General features: G+C 72.7%; 19 protein-coding genes and 1 pseudogene. 15 read left to right on the forward strand and 5 right to left on the reverse strand.

Features of this window, described 5'->3' with window-relative positions; genetic code table 11:
- Nucleotides 1–411: 411 nt before the first annotated feature.
- Complete coding sequence (locus LCD33_RS16035) at nt 412–972, reverse strand: TetR/AcrR family transcriptional regulator (RefSeq protein ID WP_224956560.1); 561 nt, start codon at nt 970–972, stop codon at nt 412–414.
- Between the two features lie 104 nt (nt 973–1,076).
- Between LCD33_RS16035 and LCD33_RS16040 the strand changes: the two genes are divergently transcribed.
- Both LCD33_RS16040 and LCD33_RS29415 read left to right on the forward strand, forming a co-directional pair.
- Nucleotides 1,077–1,817, forward strand: coding sequence for an SDR family oxidoreductase (locus LCD33_RS16040; RefSeq protein WP_224956559.1), 741 nt, complete (start codon nt 1,077–1,079; stop codon nt 1,815–1,817).
- 14 nt (nt 1,818–1,831) lie between these two features.
- A pseudogene (locus LCD33_RS29415) lies at nt 1,832–1,987 on the forward strand (hypothetical protein); the annotation flags it as partial.
- A gap of 137 nt (nt 1,988–2,124) precedes the next feature.
- On the opposite strand, the gene LCD33_RS29420 reads toward LCD33_RS29415, so the two are convergent.
- Nucleotides 2,125–2,340, reverse strand: coding sequence for a hypothetical protein (locus LCD33_RS29420; protein WP_224978007.1), 216 nt, complete (start codon nt 2,338–2,340; stop codon nt 2,125–2,127).
- A gap of 573 nt (nt 2,341–2,913) precedes the next feature.
- On the opposite strand from LCD33_RS29420, the gene LCD33_RS16055 reads away from it, so the two are divergent.
- The 8 genes from LCD33_RS16055 to metK all read left to right on the forward strand — a co-directional run bounded on the left by LCD33_RS16055 (nt 2,914) and on the right by metK (nt 10,575).
- Complete coding sequence (locus LCD33_RS16055; protein WP_224956561.1) at nt 2,914–4,245, forward strand: amino acid permease; 1,332 nt, start codon at nt 2,914–2,916, stop codon at nt 4,243–4,245.
- Between the two features lie 149 nt (nt 4,246–4,394).
- Nucleotides 4,395–5,537 (forward strand): serine/threonine-protein kinase, encoded by a 1,143-nt coding sequence (locus LCD33_RS16060; protein ID WP_224978005.1) that lies wholly within the window; start codon nt 4,395–4,397, stop codon nt 5,535–5,537.
- Nucleotides 5,534–6,193: a hypothetical protein gene (locus LCD33_RS16065; protein ID WP_224956555.1), complete on the forward strand. Its 660-nt coding sequence runs from the start codon at nt 5,534–5,536 to the stop codon at nt 6,191–6,193. The genes LCD33_RS16060 and LCD33_RS16065 overlap by 4 nt, the downstream gene beginning before the upstream one ends.
- Before the next feature lie 595 nt (nt 6,194–6,788).
- Complete coding sequence (mihF, locus tag LCD33_RS16070; protein ID WP_184484996.1) at nt 6,789–7,106, forward strand: integration host factor, actinobacterial type; 318 nt, start codon at nt 6,789–6,791, stop codon at nt 7,104–7,106.
- On the forward strand, nt 7,103–7,705 hold the full coding sequence (gene gmk / locus LCD33_RS16075) for a guanylate kinase (protein ID WP_224956553.1): 603 nt from the start codon (nt 7,103–7,105) through the stop codon (nt 7,703–7,705). The genes mihF and gmk overlap by 4 nt, the downstream gene beginning before the upstream one ends.
- Nucleotides 7,706–7,802: 97 nt before the next feature.
- Complete coding sequence (gene rpoZ, locus LCD33_RS16080; protein ID WP_224956551.1) at nt 7,803–8,096, forward strand: DNA-directed RNA polymerase subunit omega; 294 nt, start codon at nt 7,803–7,805, stop codon at nt 8,094–8,096.
- 13 nt (nt 8,097–8,109) lie between these two features.
- Nucleotides 8,110–9,360 carry a bifunctional phosphopantothenoylcysteine decarboxylase/phosphopantothenate--cysteine ligase CoaBC gene (gene coaBC / locus LCD33_RS16085; RefSeq protein WP_224956549.1) on the forward strand — a complete coding sequence of 417 codons (1,251 nt, stop codon included), beginning with the start codon at nt 8,110–8,112 and terminating at the stop codon, nt 9,358–9,360.
- A gap of 42 nt (nt 9,361–9,402) precedes the next feature.
- Nucleotides 9,403–10,575, forward strand: coding sequence for a methionine adenosyltransferase (gene metK / locus LCD33_RS16090; protein ID WP_224956558.1), 1,173 nt, complete (start codon nt 9,403–9,405; stop codon nt 10,573–10,575).
- On the opposite strand, the gene LCD33_RS16095 is transcribed toward metK, so the two are convergent.
- A complete protein-coding gene (locus tag LCD33_RS16095) occupies nt 10,576–11,007 on the reverse strand; it encodes an NUDIX domain-containing protein (protein ID WP_224956548.1) in 432 nt (143 codons plus the stop codon).
- A 264-nt stretch (nt 11,008–11,271) separates the two neighbouring features.
- Between LCD33_RS16095 and hisG the strand changes: the two genes are divergently transcribed.
- Nucleotides 11,272–12,132 carry an ATP phosphoribosyltransferase gene (gene hisG / locus LCD33_RS16100; RefSeq protein ID WP_224956547.1) on the forward strand — a complete coding sequence of 287 codons (861 nt, stop codon included), beginning with the start codon at nt 11,272–11,274 and terminating at the stop codon, nt 12,130–12,132.
- Between the two features lie 60 nt (nt 12,133–12,192).
- On the opposite strand, the gene LCD33_RS16105 is transcribed toward hisG, so the two are convergent.
- A complete protein-coding gene (locus LCD33_RS16105) occupies nt 12,193–12,849 on the reverse strand; it encodes an RES family NAD+ phosphorylase (RefSeq protein WP_224956546.1) in 657 nt (218 codons plus the stop codon).
- A gap of 34 nt (nt 12,850–12,883) precedes the next feature.
- On the reverse strand, nt 12,884–13,468 hold the full coding sequence (locus LCD33_RS16110; RefSeq protein WP_224956545.1) for a DNA-binding protein: 585 nt from the start codon (nt 13,466–13,468) through the stop codon (nt 12,884–12,886).
- Between the two features lie 426 nt (nt 13,469–13,894).
- On the opposite strand from LCD33_RS16110, the gene LCD33_RS16115 reads away from it, so the two are divergent.
- The 4 genes from LCD33_RS16115 to LCD33_RS16130 are packed head-to-tail and all read left to right on the forward strand — an operon-like array spanning nt 13,895 to nt 17,107.
- On the forward strand, nt 13,895–14,647 hold the full coding sequence (locus LCD33_RS16115) for an SDR family oxidoreductase (protein ID WP_224956544.1): 753 nt from the start codon (nt 13,895–13,897) through the stop codon (nt 14,645–14,647).
- A complete protein-coding gene (locus tag LCD33_RS16120) occupies nt 14,647–15,426 on the forward strand; it encodes an SDR family oxidoreductase (RefSeq protein WP_224978006.1) in 780 nt (259 codons plus the stop codon). The genes LCD33_RS16115 and LCD33_RS16120 overlap by 1 nt, the downstream gene beginning before the upstream one ends.
- A 28-nt stretch (nt 15,427–15,454) precedes the next feature.
- Nucleotides 15,455–16,060 carry a TetR/AcrR family transcriptional regulator gene (locus LCD33_RS16125; RefSeq protein ID WP_224956542.1) on the forward strand — a complete coding sequence of 202 codons (606 nt, stop codon included), beginning with the start codon at nt 15,455–15,457 and terminating at the stop codon, nt 16,058–16,060.
- Between the two features lie 54 nt (nt 16,061–16,114).
- Entirely contained in the window at nt 16,115–17,107 is a 993-nt protein-coding gene (locus LCD33_RS16130; RefSeq protein WP_224956540.1) for an NADPH:quinone oxidoreductase family protein, read from the forward strand.
- Nucleotides 17,108–17,277 lie beyond the last annotated feature (170 nt).

A 17,277-nucleotide genomic window follows, 5' to 3' on the forward strand; every position in this document is an offset into this window, starting at 1 on the left:
GTGAACGGACCGTTCGTCCGATCTGGTTGGACGAACGGTCCGTTCACTCACGTCTCGGTCGGGTGGGTGGTCGACGGAGCGTCCGGCCTCGCCGCTTCACGGAGCGATCTCGCTCGGGCGGCGTCGACGCCGCTGCCCGCACCTCTGGCGCCACCAGCGGCTCGACGCCGTGCTCGTCGTGCCCAAGAAGGCAGCGGAGGGCCCGTTCGGACTGCCCAACGACAACCCGTGGGACTGCCTCGGGCACTGGGGCCGGCGCGCTCTGGACCTGCCGGACCCCCGGATCCGGGCCCGGCGTCCTGGTTCGAGCCGACGCTGCCCGAGCTCGGGCCGGTGTTGAGCACGCGACCTCGACCAACGGGATCACCGCGCTGTGGACGGCGGTGGAAGCCGCCCGCACCCTGGGCCTGATCACCTCGCCCGGAGGCCGTTGACGACGAGTTCGACGAGGGTCGGCGCGCGTGCGTCCCACTCGGCTTCGGGGATGCGGGACAGCCCGCCGAGCAGCAGCAGCACGTCGGCGGCGTCGATGTCCGCGCGGAACTCGCCCGCCGCCTCGCCCCGGTCGAGCAGCGCGCCGAGCGCCTCGTCGATGCGGTGGTGCTGGCCCGCGTGCAGGTCCTGCCAGGCCGACGCCTCGATCGCGGCCATCACGCCCCGCTTCACCCGCGCGTACTCGACGAGCCGCTGCAGCCAGCGGGTCATCGCCTCCAGCGGCGCGTGCTCGGCCAGCAGCGGTGGCACCTCGTCGACGAGCTGGCCCAGCTCCTCCCGGTAGACCTCGGCGAGCAGGTGCTCGCGGGTGGGGAAGTGCCGGTAGAGGGTGCCTTGGCCGACGCCGGCCGACTTGGCGACGGCGTGCAGCTTCAGCTCGGCCGCCGCACCGTTGGACCTGCTCAGCGCGTCGCGCGCGGCGTCGACGATGCGGTCGCGGTTGGCGGCGGCATCGGAGCGCAGTTCTCGGTCGGCCACGGTGCTCCCTTCGGTGGGCTTCCTCCGGCGGACAATCGGACAGTTGTCCGATACGGTGACGACCGCAACCGGACAACTGTCAGCTTAGACCTGGAGCCAGTGGGATGAACGGGCCGAACGACAAGATCATCGCCATCACCGGGGCCAGCAGCGGGATCGGCGCCGCCACCGCGCGGGAGCTCGCCGCCCGCGGCGCCACCGTCCTGCTCGGCGCCCGCCGCACCGACCGGCTGGACGAGCTCGTCGCGGGCATCCGCGCCGACGGCGGACGGGCGGAGGCGCTCGACGTCGACGTCACCCGCCGCGCCGACCTGCAGCGGCTCGTCGACCGGGCCGTCGAGGGCTACGGGCGCCTCGACGTGCTGGTGAGCAACGCGGGCATCGCGCGCGTCGCGCCCATGACCGACCTCGACGTCGACGACTGGGACGCCATGGTCGACGTCAACCTGCGCGGCGTGCTGCACGGCATCTCCGCCGCGCTGCCGCTGTTCCACCGCCAAGGCCGCGGGCACTTCGTCACCACCGCGTCCACCTCCGGCCTCAAGATCGTGCCGACGCAGGCCGTCTACGCGGGGGTCAAGAACGCGGTGCGCACCACGATGGAGGCGCTGCGCCAGGAATCCACCGACGGCTCGGTGCGCACCACCACCATCTCGCCCGGCTACGTCCGCACCGAACTCGTCGACCACGTCGAGGATCCGGCGCAGCGCGCGCAGTACCAGCGGCACATGGCCGAACTCGGCATCGGGCCCGACGCCGTCGCCCGCGCCATCGCGTTCGCCGTCGAACAGCCGGACGACGTGGAGATCGGCGACATCGTCCTGCGGCCCACCCGGCAGGGCTGACCGCCATCGCCCCGGTGTTCGGATCCGCGAACACCCTCGTCGTCGGCGAATCCCCGTTCGTGGCGGTCTTCGACACCATCGGCATCCCGGGAGCCGGGGTGGCGTTGCGGGCGGTGATCCTGGTGGCGGTGCTGTCGGTGCTCAACTCCGGGCTCCGCACCTCGTCCCGTGCTCGGCGAGCGCGGGGACGCCCCGGCGTGGACGCACCGGGTCGACTCGCGCGGGGTGCCCGCGGCGGGAGTGCTGTCCGGTGCTGCGGCGGCGCTGGGAGCGCGAGGAGCCGGCGGTCTTGCGGATCAGGATGGGCCTACCCGGTGCTGCCGCTGCTGGTGGCCGCGGCGATCGTGGCGGTGCTGGTGTCGATGGCCTTCAGCGCCGCCGCCGGGACGCGGGCGAGCCTGCTGGCGCGGGGCGTCATCCTCGCGATCGCGCCCGGTTCGGGCGGCGCCGCGCCGACGCGGCGGAGACGTTCCGGCGAGTTAAGAATTGATTTCGGCGAGCGCCGGAATTGTCCTGTAGGCACGCTGAATGGGGGTCCCGGCATTCTTGCCCGCCGGATTGAACACTCCGCCGGAGGTCCCCCGCCAGGTGGACGGAAGTGGGACTCAGGGTGTCGGGAAACCCCTCACCAGTCACTCGGCAAGCCTCTGGCCTGCGGGTTCCTCCGCTGGGCGTTGACCTAGGAAAACAGGTACTGTCTGCGACGTTCATTACACTTTCTCTGCGGAATGCTGCTCGATTCGGGTGAGGCGGTGTGGATCTTGACAACGGAGCGTGTGCGCCGCACCATTCCGTCCCAAGCATCGGAACGGGTTGCGCGGGCCGCCGGAACGTGGTCGCCCGACCCGGTGTGCCCTGAGAAGGACCCTCCACGCCGGCGAATCCGCGCATCGAGGCGAACCCCCGAGCGTCCGGAACGGCGACCCCGAGGAGTCGCGAGCAACCGCGCAGGCCGACCGCGTGGACGAGCAGAACGGAAATTCCGGACACAGTGAGCCAAGAAACCCTCCAGACCGGCGGCGATCCGAACGGGAAGCAGCCCGTCGACGCCGGAGACGCCGGCTACAGCAAGTCGCTGAAGGCGCGGCACATCAACATGATCGCCATCGGCGGCGCGATCGGCACCGGCCTGTTCCTCGGCGCGGGCGGCAGGCTCGTGCAGGCCGGGCCCGCGCTGGCCATCGCCTACGCGGTGTGCGGGCTGTTCGCGTTCTTCGTGGTCCGCTCCCTCGGCGAGCTCATCCTCTACCGCCCCTCGTCCGGCGCGTTCGTGTCCTACGCCCGGGAGTTCATGGGGGAGAAGGGGGCCTACACCGCCGGGTGGATGCACTTCCTGAACTGGTCCACCACCGGCATCGCCGACATCACGGCCATCGCGCTCTACGCCCACTTCTGGGCGCTGTTCTCCCCGGTCCCGCAGTGGGTGCTGGCGCTGATCGCGCTGGGCGTCGTGCTCGCGCTGAACATGGTGTCGGTGCGGCTGTTCGGCGAGATGGAGTTCTGGTTCGCCATCGTCAAGGTCGGCGCGCTGGTGCTGTTCATGCTCATCGGCATCTACCTGATCGTCACCGGCCACGCCATCGACGGTCACCAGGCCGGGTTCTCGGTGATCTCCGACAACGGCGGGGTCTTCCCCTCCGGGATCGTGCCGGTCGTGCTGATCATGCAGGGCGTCGTGTTCGCCTACGCCTCCGTCGAGCTCGTCGGCGTCGCCGCCGGTGAGACGGAGAACCCCGAGAAGATCATGCCCAAGGCGATCAACTCGATCATGTGGCGGATCGGGATCTTCTACGTCGGCTCCGTCGTGCTGCTCACGATGCTGATGCCGTGGAGCTCCTACAAGGACGGCGAGAGCCCCTTCGTCACCGTCCTCGCCAACCTCGGCGTCCCCTACGCCGGGGACGTGATGAACCTCGTGGTGCTCACCGCCGCCATGTCCAGCCTCAACTCGGGGCTGTACTCCACCGGCCGCATCCTGCGGTCCATGTCGCTGGCCGGCTCCGCGCCGAAGTTCACCGGCGCGATGAACAAGAGCCAGGTGCCCTACGGCGGCATCCTGCTGACCTCCGCGGTCTGCGTCGTCGGCGTCGGGCTCAACGCGGTCGTGCCGGAGCAGGCGTTCGAGATCGTGCTGAACTTCGCCTCGATCGGCATCCTCGCCACCTGGGCGATCATCGTGCTCAGCCACCTGCTGTTCGTGCGCAAGGCCAAGCGCGGCGAAGTGGAGCGGCCCGGCTACCGGCTGCCGTTCTCCCCGTACATCGAGTACGTCACGCTGGCGTTCCTGGCCTCCGTCGTGGTCCTGATGGGCTTCGACGAGACCGGGCAGATCACCCTGATGGCGCTGCCGGTGATCCTGATCGCGCTGGTCGTCGGCTGGTACTGCGTCCGCGGCCGCATCGACATGTCGAAGATGGAACGCGAGTAGTCCAGGCGACCTCCCGAGCGGGGTGGCCGTCCGGTTCGCCCGGGCGCCCACCCCGTTGTCGTTCCGCCTCCTGCGCGTGATCCACATCGGCTAGGGTCGGCGCCCATCGGCGGCCCGGGTGGGTCCGGGCGGGCACCGCGGAGGGACGGATGGACGACGCGGCTCCGAAGCTGCTGGGCGGGCGGTACCGGCTGGGCAGGCGCCTGGGACGCGGCGGCATGTCCGTCGTCTACCGCGGGGTGGACACCCGGCTGGGGCGACCGGTCGCGGTGAAGATCTTCCGCTCCGACGCGGACGAAGCCTCCCGGCGGCGCTTCGAGGACGAGGCGCGGCTGCTGGCGCGGCTGAGCCACCCCGGCCTGGTGGCCGTGCACGACGCGGGCGCCGAGTCCGGCGACGGCGATCCGTACCTCGTCATGCAGCTCGTCGAAGGCCGGACCCTCAGCGCCGCCCTGCGGGCGGGCGCGTTCGAGACCGAGCAGGTCGTGGAGCTGGGCCGGCGGCTGGCCGAGGTGCTGGCCCACGTGCACGCCAACGGGATCGTGCACCGAGACGTGAAGCCCTCCAACGTGCTCATCACCGACGAAGGGCGGGTCTTCCTCGCCGACTTCGGCATCTCGCGGCTCGTGCACGCCGTGGGGCGGGTGACCGACTCGGGCGTGATCATGGGCTCCGCGCACTACATGGCGCCCGAGCAGGTGCGCGACGAGGACGTCGACCACGCCGCGGACGTGTACGCGCTCGGGCTCGTGCTGCTGGAGTGCGCCACCGGGCGCGCCGAGTACGACGGCACCAAGACCGAGGCCGCGGTGGCCCGGCTGACCCGCGAACCCCGCATCCCGGACTGGCTGCCGGACCCGCTCGCCGAGGTGCTGCCGGCCATGACGGCGTACGACCCGGAGCGGCGGCCCTCCGCCGCGCGCTGCGCGCGGCTGCTCGCCGCCGGAACCGCGGAGACCGGGGGCGGCGGGGACGCCGCTGCCACCGCGGACACCGCCGCCGCCGGGGACGCGGGCACCCCCGTGGGCACCTCGGACGCGGTGGTGCCGCGACGGGACTCCGCCGACACCGCGGAGCACGGCGCGGACCCCGTCCCGCCGCGCCCGCGCCGCCGGCGCGCGCTCCTGCTCGGCACTGCGGGCCTGCTGCTCCTGCTGCTCGGTGGCGCCGCCCTGCTGGTCCCCGGGGCGGACGTCCCGGACCGGCCGGTGCTCCCGCCCGAATCCGGGCCGCCCGGCGCGGAGCGGCTGCCCGCGGACCTCGCGGACCTGGACGGGCTGGTGCGCGGATGAAGCGTGCGATGTGGACGGTGCCCGCGCTGCTGCTGCTCGCCTCCTGCGGCGCCCCGGCGCCGCCGATGGCGCCCGAGGTGCGCGCGGACCTGCTGGCGGCGGTCGCCGAGGTCCGGGACGCCGCGCAGCGCCACGACCGGACCGCCGCCGAGGACGCGCTCGCCGCGCTCACCCGGGAGATCGCCGCCGCGCAGGCCACCGGCGGGCTCGACGCCGCCTACGCGCACGACCTGCTCGCGGCCGCCGACCGGATCGCCGCCGACGTCGCCACCTTCCCGGAACCCGAACCGCCCGCCCCGGTCGTCGTCACCGTGCCGGGGCCGCCGGTGCCCGTTCCCCAGGAGCCACCGCCGGGGGCCGCGGTGCCGCCGCCGGTGCCCGCGCCTCCGCCGCCCGCCCTCGGCGACGTGATCGAGGCCGTGATCGACGCCGCGGACCGCGATGCCGACGGGGACGACGACGGCTCGCCGGGGAAGGACGAGAGCGGTTCCGGGGACGGGCAGGGCTCCACCGGCAACGGACGGAGTTCGACCGGGAACGGGCAGGGCTCCACCGGCAACGGCGAGGGTGCCACCGGCAACGGGCAGGGCTCCGGCGACGACCGGAGCGAGTCCAGGGGTGGCGGGGGAGTCACCGGGAACGGTCAGGGCGGCTGACCGGTCATCTCCGCCGCGCGGCCCCTCGTGCGGCCTGCTGGGGAGCCGGGAGGGCGCGCGGCACGCCGCTGTCGGGGCTCATCGGTGCGTCCTTCGCGAAGTGGGGCGGGGGCGAGCGCGCACCACCGGGACGACCTGAGGTGACGCGCTCCGATCAAGATCATTTCATTGCCCCGCCGGACGCCCGCCGCGGGGCTCGGGACGGGTGATCGGGAACCGCCGCCGCCGAGTCCGGCTCGGGATCGGTGGCGAGAACGGACCGAACCGGCCGGTAGGTCTTGATCGACTTCGTCGGGACGTGGTATCGGTCTCGCTGTGACCTGCGCGGACGACCCCCGTGTCGCTCAACCGCCCGGAAATCGGACAGATCGGAAGAGTTTTCTGCCAGGTTAGTGCACTTCAGCGCCATTGTTGGTAGTAGTTGCAGCGGCCCCAGTGCTCGTGCACCCCTTGTACGCGCCGCCCCCGGGGTCAGGCGGCGGGATCTTCCCCCGGAACGCCCGCTCGACAAGCCGGACCCGCGTGGAACCCGGTGGGCGGGACTCGGTACCGTCGCCGCACCGATCAAGAGAAACCCCACATCACGGAGGACATGGTGGCCCTTCCCCAGCTGACCGAGGAGCAGCGGGCAGCAGCTTTGGAAAAGGCGGCTGCCGCCCGTCGCGCCCGAGCCGAGCTCAAAGAGCGCCTCAAGCGCGGTGGAACCAGCCTGGCAGAGGTCCTGGACACCGCCGACAACGACGAGGTCTTGGGCAAGATGAAGGTGTCCGCGCTGCTTGAGGCCCTTCCCGGCGTGGGCAAGGTCCGCGCTCAGCAGATCATGGAGCGGCTGGAGATCGCGAACAGCCGCCGGCTCCGCGGGCTGGGTGAGCGTCAGCGCAAGGCGCTGCTCACCGAGTTCGCCGCCGAGTGATCGACACCCGTACCGGTGTCGAGCCGGGGTCGGTCCGCCAGGACGGGCCCCGGCTCACCGTCGTCTCCGGTCCTTCCGGCGTCGGCAAGTCCAGCGTCTTGAACGAACTGCGCGAACGGGCACCGGAGATCTACTTCAGCGTTTCGGTGACCACTCGCCGCCCCCGGGCGGGCGAGGTGGACGGCGCGCACTACCACTTCGTCGGCGTCTCCGAGTTCGAGCGGATGGTCGCCGCGGGCGAGCTGCTCGAACACGCGCGGTACGCGGGCAACTGCTACGGCACTCCCCGCGGCCCCGTCGAGGACGCGCTCGCCGCGGGCCGGGACGCCGTGCTGGAGATCGAACTGCAAGGAGCCCGGCAGGTCCGCCGGTCGATGCCGGAGGCGCGGCTCGTGATGCTGCTGCCGCCGTCCTGGGAGGAGCTCGTGCAGCGCCTCACCGGCCGCGGCACCGAGGATCCCGAGGTGGTCGAGGCCCGGCTGCGCACCGCGCGCGAGGAGCTGGCCGCCGAACCGGAGTTCGACGACACCGTGGTCAACGCCGACGTGCGGTCGGCGACCAGCGAATTGATACGATTGGTGACCGGTCGCCGGGTCTGAGCCCCGCGCTCGGACGCCGGGTCGGCGCCCGCCGCCAGCCACCGCTGTCCACGCACCGGCGTCCACCGCCTTCTTCGTTCAGAGCAGGAGCCACCACGTGACCACCCCCAACGCGCTCGCCGCCCTCAACAGCCGGTCCTCGCTGACCTCCCCCGAGGGCATCACCAGCCCGCCGATCGACGACCTGCTCGAGCAGGTCAGCTCGAAGTACGCGCTGGCGATCTACTCGGCCAAGCGCGCCCGCCAGATCAACGACTACTACGCCCAGCTCGGCGAGGGCCTGCTGGAGTACGTCGGCCCGCTGGTGGAGCCGGGCCCGCGGGAGAAGCCGCTGTCCATCGCGCTGCGCGAGATCCACGCCGGCGTGCTGGAACACACCGAAGGCGAGTGAGCCGAGAAGTCCCGTGACTCAGCAACCTTCCGGGGAGCGCCCGCGGGTCGTGCTCGGCGTCAGCGGTGGCATCGCCGCCTACAAGGCGTGCGAAGTGCTGCGGCGGTTCACCGAATCCGGCCACGACGTGCGGGTGGTGCCCACCGAGGCGGCGTTGCACTTCGTCGGCGCCGCGACCTTCGAGGCGCTGTCCGGGCACCCGGTGCGGACCGGCGTGTTCACCGACGTCGACCAGGTCCAGCACGTCCGGCTCGGCCAGGAAGCCGATCTCGTCGTCGTCGCGCCGGCCACCGCGGACCTGCTCGCGCGGGCCGCGCACGGCCTCGCCGACGACCTGCTGACCTCGACGCTGCTCACGGCCCGTTGCCCGGTGCTGGTGGTGCCCGCGATGCACACCGAGATGTGGGAGCACCCGGCGACGCGGCAGAACGTGGCCACGTTGCGGGCCAGGGGAGTGGTGGTCGCGGAACCGGCCAGCGGTCGGCTCACCGGCAAGGACACCGGCAAGGGCCGATTGCCGGACCCGGTGGAGATCGTCGACCTGGGCAGGTTGCTGCTGTCCTCGGCCGCGGCGCTGCCGCGGGACTTGGAAGGCCGCCGCGTGGTGATCTCCGCGGGCGGTACCCGGGAACCCCTCGACCCGGTGCGCTACCTGGGCAACCGCTCGTCGGGGCGGCAGGGCTACGCGCTGGCCCGGGTGGCCGCGCACCGCGGCGCCGAGGTGGTGCTCGTCTCCGCGCACACCGCCGACCTGGTGGAACCGGCCGGGGTGCGGGTGGTGCACGTGGGCACCGCGGAGCAGCTGCGCGAGGCGGTGCTCACCGAGGCGGACGGGGCGGACGCGGTCGTGATGGCCGCCGCCGTCGCCGACTTCCGGCCGGTGGACCTCGCCGAGCACAAGATCAAGAAGGTGGACGCGGATCCGCCGCCGGTGAAGCTGACCCGGAACCCGGACATCCTCGCCGAGCTCGTCGAGCGGCGCCGCGACGGCCGGATCCAGGTCGGCGCGGTCGTCGGCTTCGCCGCCGAGACCGGCGATCCGGACACGACGGTCCTCGAACACGGCCGCCGCAAGCTCGGCCGCAAGGGCTGCGACCTGCTCGTGGTCAACGCGGTCGGTGACGGCAAGGCCTTCGAGATGGAGGACAACGCGGGCTGGCTGCTGTCCACCGACGGCACCGAGACACCGCTACCGCACGGCGCGAAGTCCCTGCTCTCGGCCCGGCTGTGGGATGCTGTGACGCGGCGGTTCGAGCAGGGCTGAGCCCGGGCCGCACCCGTTCCCAGGGGGTGGACCGTGCGGCGGCTGTTCACCAGCGAATCGGTGACCGAAGGTCATCCGGACAAGGTGTGCGACGCGATCAGCGACGCGGTGCTCGACGCGCTGCTCGCCCAGGACCCGCTCTCCCGCGTGGCGGTCGAGGCGATGGTCACCACCGGGCAGGTGCACGTGGTCGGCGAGATCACCACCGAGGCCTACGTGGACATCCCGGGCCTGGTGCGGCGGCGGGTGCTGGAGATCGGCTACGACTCCTCGGCGAAGGGCTTCGACGGGAACTCCTGCGGGGTGAACGTCGCCATCGACGCGCAATCCCCGGACATCGCCCGCGGCGTGGCGCGGGGCTACGAGTCCCGGGTGCGGGGCGTCGACGACGAGGTGGCCCGCCAGGGAGCGGGGGATCAGGGGATCATGTTCGGCTACGCCTGCGACGAGACCCCGGAGCGGCTGCCGGTGCCGATCGCGCTGGCGCACCGGCTGGCCCGGCGGCTGGCCGCGGTGCGCAAGGACGGGCTGCTGCCGCACCTGCGCCCGGACGGCAAGACGCAGGTGACCATCGCCTACGACGGGGACCGGCCGGTGGCCCTGGACACCGCGGTGCTCTCCGCGCAGCACGCGGACGGCGTGGACGAGGCGCGGATCGACGCGGAGCTGCGGGAACTGGTGCTCGGCCCCGAGCTGGCCGCGCTGGACCTGGACGTCTCGGCGGCGCGGACGCTGGTGAACCCGACGGGCCGGTTCGTGCTCGGCGGGCCGATGGGCGACGCCGGGCTCACCGGGCGCAAGATCGTGGTGGACACCTACGGCGGGGCGGCCCGGCACGGCGGCGGCGCCTTCTCCGGCAAAGATCCGTCCAAAGTGGATCGATCTGGCGCTTACGCGATGCGCTGGGTCGCGACCAACGTGGTCGCCGCCGGGCTCGCCCGGCGCATCGAGGTCCAGGTGGCCTACGCCATCGGCACCGCGGCGCCGGTCGGGCTGTTCGTGGAGACCTTCGGCACCGAATCCGTTGCCCCGCAACGGATCCGGGCCGCCATCGATGCCGTCTTCGACCTGCGCCCCGCGGCGATCATCCGCGACCTCGGGCTGTTGCGGGTCCGCTACGCGCCCACCGCCGCGTACGGCCACTTCGGACGGACCGACGTCGAGTTCCCCTGGGAGCGCGCCGACCGGGCCGACGCGCTGCGCGCCGCCATCTGATCATTCCCAGCCGTGCACCGAGAACGCGGGACCGCCGCCCAGCGCGCGCAGGCCCACCGCCGCGTACCCGATCATCGGCTCCGGCAGCGCGTCCAGCTCGAACCAGCCGAGCTCGTGGCACTTCTCCGGCTCCCGGTTCACCGGCTCACCGGACCAGCGCGAGGTGCGGAAGAAGAAGCCGAACCGCGGTTCCTGGCCCGGCCCGGTGATGTGCACCGAGTGCACGTGCACCAGGTCGGCCGGGTCGATCCGCACCCCGACCTCCTCATCGGCCTCCCGCACCGCGGCCGAGAGCACGTCCTCGCCCGCGTCCACCTTGCCGGACGGCAGGTGCCAGCAACCGTCGAAGGCGTCCCCGCGGCGCTTGCTCAGCAGCACACGTGAGCCGCGGAGCAGCGCGACGTGGGCGTCGACGAGATGGCGGTCGGGCATGCGCGCGGATCCTCACCGTCGTGCGGAGAACGAGCCCCGAGCCTACGAGGCGGACGTGAGCACCGACATGTCGCGGGCCGTCCGGAGCGGTCGGTGTGCCACCATTCCAGGCGGAAGAAGAACGGCTGGCGAGGAGGAGACGGTTCGATGTGCGGTGGTCAACGCCATAGCGGGTTCCGCCCGCAGCGCGTCGCGGGTGGAACGCCCCGCCGCCCCGCCTGAACCGGGGCCGTCCCGCACCACCGAATCCGCAAAGGAACCACCATGCTCCGGGTCGCCGTGCCCAACAAGGGATCGTTGAGCGGTCCCGCCATCCAGTTGCTCTCCGACGCGGGCTACCGCGTGCACCGCGAGCACAAGGCGCTGTTCGCCACCGACACGGCCAACGACGTCCAGTTCGTCTTCCTGCGGCCCACCGACATCGCCCGCACCGTCGGGAGCGGGGTGCTCGACGTCGGCATCACCGGCCAGGACCTGTTGCAGGCGGCCGGAACCGACGTGAGCACGACCGAACTGCTGCCGCTGGACTTCGGGGTGTCGCGGTTCTTCTTCGCCGCCCCCACCGGGCGGCTCGGTGCGCTGACCGAGCTCGACGGCAAGCGCATCGCCACCTCGTTCGCGCCGCTGGTCTCGGCCGCCGCCGCGGACCTGGGCATCGAGGTGGAGATCATCGAGCTCGACGGCGCGGTGGAGACCGCGGTCGAGCTGGGGCTCGCCGACGCCATCGCGGACGTGGTGGAGACCGGGGCCTCGCTGCGGGAAGCCGGGTTGCAGACCGTCGGCGAACCGATCCTGCGCTCCGAGGCGGTGCTGGTGCGCGGTACCCGCGACCTGCCCGCGGACAGCGAGCAGGCGATCGAGAAGCTGATCCAGCGGCTGCGCGGCGTCCTCATCGCCCGGCAGTACGTGATGATGGACTACAACTGCCCGACCGCGTCCCTGGACGCCGCCCGCAAGATCACGCCGGGCATGGAGGCGCCGACGGTGTCCCCGCTCGACGAGCAGGGCTGGGTGGCGGTGCGGGTGATGGTGCCGCGCCACCAGGCGCAGACGATCATGGATTCGCTGTGGGCGGCCGGCGCCCGCGCCATCCTCGTCACGCCCCTCGAAGCCTGCCGCCTCTGATCCCGGTCGGATGAGCGGCCGTCCGGCCACGCCGGTCGGGGCGGCCGCTCGCCTGCGGACTCAGTCCAGCAGCGTGTAGTTCAGGTCCTTGCAGACCCGGCCCAGCGGCACGTCGAGACCCGGGTGCTCCAGCGGCAGCAGCACGTCGGGGGCGTCGGGCAGCGCCGAGGCCGACGGCGGGTCCCACAGGCACAGCGACGGGTTGCCGCCGTCCATCGCCGACCGGTACCAGAGCCCGTCGAGCTCCGGGTAGGCCGCGCGGATGCTGCGCGCCCACGCCTGGGTGCGCTCCTTCGGACCGTTGCTGATCGCCTGGGAGGCGCCGGCGCGGGTCGCCCACAGCCCGGCCAGGTCCAGCAGCCGCAGCGTGCGCCGCGGCCGGAACAGCACCAGGTGCGGTTTGCGGGTGCGGCGGTCCACCGTGGAGGTGGCCTGGAAGACCTCGGCGATGCAGGTGCGCACCGACAGCGAGAAGTACAGCACCCCGTGCTCGCGGGTGACCGTCGGCCCGCCCTGGGTGTTGGGCAGGTGCGGGTCGAAGCGGGCGTGCGGCAGCGGTCCGGCGTAGCGGAAGCTGTCCCACTGCTGCGGGTGGTTGCCGCCGGAGGTGAACACCCGGGCGAGCCGGGTTCCCGCGGGCACCGCGATCACGTCCTCGGTGCGGCGCAGCATCGCCTGCAGTACCGCAGGCGCCGGCGGCTGGGGGAGTCTTGCCAACTGGTGTCCTGGTGGGTTCGCGGTGCGGGGCCGGTCAGGCCGGGGTGCCGATCGCCGAGGCGAGGTCGGCGACGCGGCGCGCGCTGCCGCCCGCGAGCAGCCACTCGCGCGGGCTGACGGGGCGGTCGCCGAGCTCCAGGTCGTCCTGCGCGGTCGTCATGAACTTCGCGAGCACCAGCGCGGGCTGGTCCTGCGGCATGCCGGCGAGCACCGTCTCCAGGCCGGGGAGCACGTCGTCGTCGCTGAACTGCCAGGCGGGCAGCCGCCAGCCGCCGCGGTCCTTCCAGCCGATGAGCCGTCCGTCGCCGATGCGGTGCCGGATGCGGCTGGAGTCCACGCCGATGCGCTCGGCGGCCTGGTTGACCGACAGCGCGGTATCGCGCAGCACGGCCTGCTCGGCTACCGTGCGGGCGCGCGGATCGGTCTCGTCGGTGGCCAGCGGTGCGAGGTCGAGCCCGGCTTCCGCGAGGGCTTCGCGCTCGGCGGTGGTGAAGTGCGCTGAAGGATCGACCTGCGGCGTGATGAGCCGCTTCGCTGCGTCTTCCACGAGCGAGAGGAATTCGTTGGCGGTGACCCGCAGTCCTGCCCGGGCCAGGATGGTCTCCAGCGCGACTGTCATGTCCCCAGCGTAGCGCGTTCTGGGCCAAACGTGTGCGCGATCGTGCGCTCCGCAATGGTGAATCACCATATGTAGCAGGCGTGTCGCACAGCGTGCCGCGTCCATCCGGCTGACGGAGGACCCGGGCGAACCTATCGGGCGATGTGGCGGTTCCGGCGGAAAATCCTCGCCCGGAACTGGAAATGATCTCCGTTTTTGCTGGCGAGTCCGCAGTGGATCAGCCGCGACCGTCTCAGATCGCCGAGCGGGAGCGACTGCGCGAGGTGAAGTCCAGGGCCGGACGGGTGGTTCGGTCGGGTAGTGGGCTGGTCGGGGGTGCGGCCTCGGGTGAACGTCGCAGCGGGCGCCCGAGGGCTTGACGGGAACCCGCGGCACGCCGTTCACTGGCCCGTACCGACTGGTCGGTCTTTCGAGTGGGAGCAGTGCATGAGCAAGCGATTCGACGGCCGGGTGGCCATCGTGACCGGCGCCAGCCGCGGCATCGGGCTCGGCATCGCCGAACGCCTGGTGTCCGAAGGCGCCCAGGTCGTCCTCACCGCCCGCAAACCCGAACCCCTGGACGAGGCCGTCGCCGCCCTCGGCGCCGAGCACGCCCGCGGCATCGCCGGCAAGGTGGACGACCCCGACCACCAGGCCGAGGTCGTCGAGCGGACCCTCGCCGACCACGGCCGCATCGACGTCCTGGTCAACAACGCGGGCATCAACCCCGCCTACGGGCCGGTCATCGACGTCGAACCGGGGGTGGCGCGCAAGACCTTCGAGGTCAACGTGCTCTCCGCGCTGACCTGGACGCAGCGGGTGCACCGGGCGTGGATGGCCGAGCACGGCGGTTCGGTGCTCAACGTGTCCTCCGTCGCGGGTCATCGACCCTCGCCGGGCATCGGCTACTACGGCGCGACGAAGGCGATGCTGTCGCTGCTGACCCAGCAGCTCGGCGTCGAACTGGCGCCGAACGTGCGGGTCAACGCCGTGGCGCCCGCCGTGGTGAAGACCCGCTTCGCGACCGCGCTCTACGCCGAGGACGAGGAGGGCGTCACCGGGGCCTACCCGCTCAAGCGGCTCGGCGAGCCGGCCGACATCGGCGCCGCCGCCGCGTACCTGCTCTCCGACGAGGCCTCCTGGATCACCGGGCAGGTGCTCACCCTCGACGGCGGGCTCACCCTCACCGGAGGCGTGTGATGCGGCTGGACGGGGCGGTCGCGGTCGTCACCGGCGGTGGCAACGGCATCGGTGCGGCGCTGTGCCGCCGGTTCGCGGGCGAGGGCGCGTCCGTCGTGGTCAACGACCTCGACGCCGCCGCGGCACGCTCGGTCGCCGCCGAGATCGGCGGGCTCGCCGTGCCGGGGGACGCCGCGACCGAGGACGGCGTCGCCGAACTCGTCGGCACCGCCACCGAGCGGCACGGGCGCATCGACCTGTTCTGCGCCAACGCCGGGGTCGCCGACGAGGGCGGGCCGGAGGCGCCGGAAGCGGCGTGGGCCCGCTCGATGGAGGTCAACGTCATGGCGCACGTGCGGGCCGCGCGGGCGCTGCTGCCGCAGTGGCTGGAGCGCGGCGAAGGCCGGTTCCTGGCCACCGTCTCGGCCGCCGGGCTGCTCACCATGCTCGGCTCCGCGCCGTACTCGGTGAGCAAGCACGCCGCGCTGGCCTTCGCCGAGTGGATGGCGATCACCTACGCCGACCGCGGGATCGTGGTGCAGGCGCTGTGCCCGCAGGGCGTGCGCACCGACCTGCTCGACGGCACCGGCGAGACCGGCAGGAAGCTGCTCGCGGACGCCGCCATCGAACCGGACCAGGTAGCCGACGACGTGCTGGCCGCGCTCGCCGACGACCGGTTCCTGGTCCTGCCGCACCCCGAGGTCGCCGACTACTACGCGCTGCGCTCCACCGATCCCGCCAAGTGGCACGGCGGCATGCGCAAGCTCCAGCGCGGACTGGACCGATCAGCCGGTCGATAGCCTGGTGGGCGGAGAAGAGGAGGCGCACATGGCCGGCACGGAGGTCCGCACGGCACCGGAGGTCGCCGAGACGGTGCCGCAGCGGTTGCTGGCGGCGGCGACGCGGCTGTTCGCGGAGCACGGGTTCGAAACGACCTCCGTGCAGCAGATCGTGGACGCCGCCGGGGTCACCAAGGGCGCCATGTACCACTACTTCGGCTCCAAGGACGACCTGCTGTACGAGATCTACGCGCGGCTGCTGCGGGTGCAGACCGCGCGGATGGAGCAGGAGGCCGAAGGCGATTCGCCGGTCGCCGAGCGGCTGCACGCCGTCGCCGCCGACGTGGTGGCGACCACCGCGGCCAACCTGGACGACACGGTGATCTTCTTCCGGTCGATGCACCTGCTGCACCCGGACAAGCGCACCGAGGTGCGCGCGCAGCGCCGCCGCTACCACGAGCGGGTGCGGGCGCTGATCGAAGAGGGCCAGGCGGCCGGGGTGTTCCGCGCGGACAAGTCCGCGGAGCTGGTCGTCGACTTCTTCTTCGGCTCCGTGCACCACCTCGGCACCTGGTTCCGGCGGGACGGCGAGCTGACCGGCGAGCAGATCGGCGAGCACTTCGCGGATCTGCTGCTGGCATCCCTGCGGCCATGACCGGTCGCGGGCACGACCGAGGAGCGGCGGTGCTCCTCGATGCGGAGGTGTTGTGTGAAGGCGTGGCGGCTCAACGAGAACGGTGAACCGCAGGACGTGCTCCGGCTCGACGAGGTCGACGACCCGCGGCCGGGTCCGGGGCAGCTGCTGGTGCGGGTGCTGGCGACGCCGGTGAACTTCCCGGACGTGCTGCTGTGCCGCGGCGAGTACCAGATCAAGCCGCCGCTGCCGTTCACCCCGGGCGTGGAGCTGTGCGGCGAGGTCGTCGAGGTCGGCGAGGGCGTCGCGGACTTCAGCCCCGGCGACCGGGTGCTCGGCTCGGCCTCGCTGCCCACCGGCGGGTTCGCGGAGCTGGCGCTGATGGACGCGCCGCGCACCTTCCCGGCTCCGGAGTCGCTGTCCGACGCGGAAGCCGCCTCGCTGTTCATCGGCTACCAGACCGGCCACTTCGGACTGCACCGCCGCGCGAACCTGCGTGCGGGGGAGACGTTGCTGGTGCACGCCGCCGCGGGCGGGGTCGGCTCCGCCGCGATCCAGCTCGGCAAGGCCGCGGGGGCGAAGGTGATCGGCGTCGTCGGCGGGCCGCGGAAGGCCGAAGTGGCCGCGGAACTCGGCGCCGACCTGGTGGTGGACCGGCGCAGCGAGGACTTCGTGCCCGTCGTCAAGGAGTTCACCGGTGGCAAGGGCGCCGACGTGGTGTACGACCCGGTGGGCGGCGAGACCTACGCGAAGTCCACCAAGTGCATCGCGTTCGAGGGCCGCATCCTCGTGATCGGCTTCGCAGGCGGCACCATCCCCACGCCCGGGCTGAACCACGCGCTGATCAAGAATTACTCGATCGTGGGCCTGCACTGGGGCCTGTACAACGAGCGGAACCCGCAGCTGGTGGTGGACGCGCACCGGGACCTGACCCGGCTGGCCGATGAGGGGCTGATCCGGCCGCTGATCAGCGAGCGGCTGCCGCTGGACGCGGTCGCCGACGCGGTCCGCCGGGTCGGCGAGGGCAGCACCGTCGGCCGCGTCGCCTACGACGCCGCGGCGAGCTGACCGGAGGCACCTCGACGAGGCCGGTGGCCCGCGGGCACCGGCGGGCGTGGCGACCCGGCGCGGGGGGGGGGGGGGGGCGCGGCGGGGGCGGCGCCCGCCGCCCCCCCCCCCCCCCGGCCGGGGGGGCCCGGGGGGCCCCCCCCCCACCCCGGCCGCCGCGGGCGCGCGCG

It is taken from the genome of Saccharopolyspora sp. 7B (genome assembly GCF_020177435.1).
Lineage (GTDB): Bacteria > Actinomycetota > Actinomycetes > Mycobacteriales > Pseudonocardiaceae > Saccharopolyspora_C > Saccharopolyspora_C gregorii.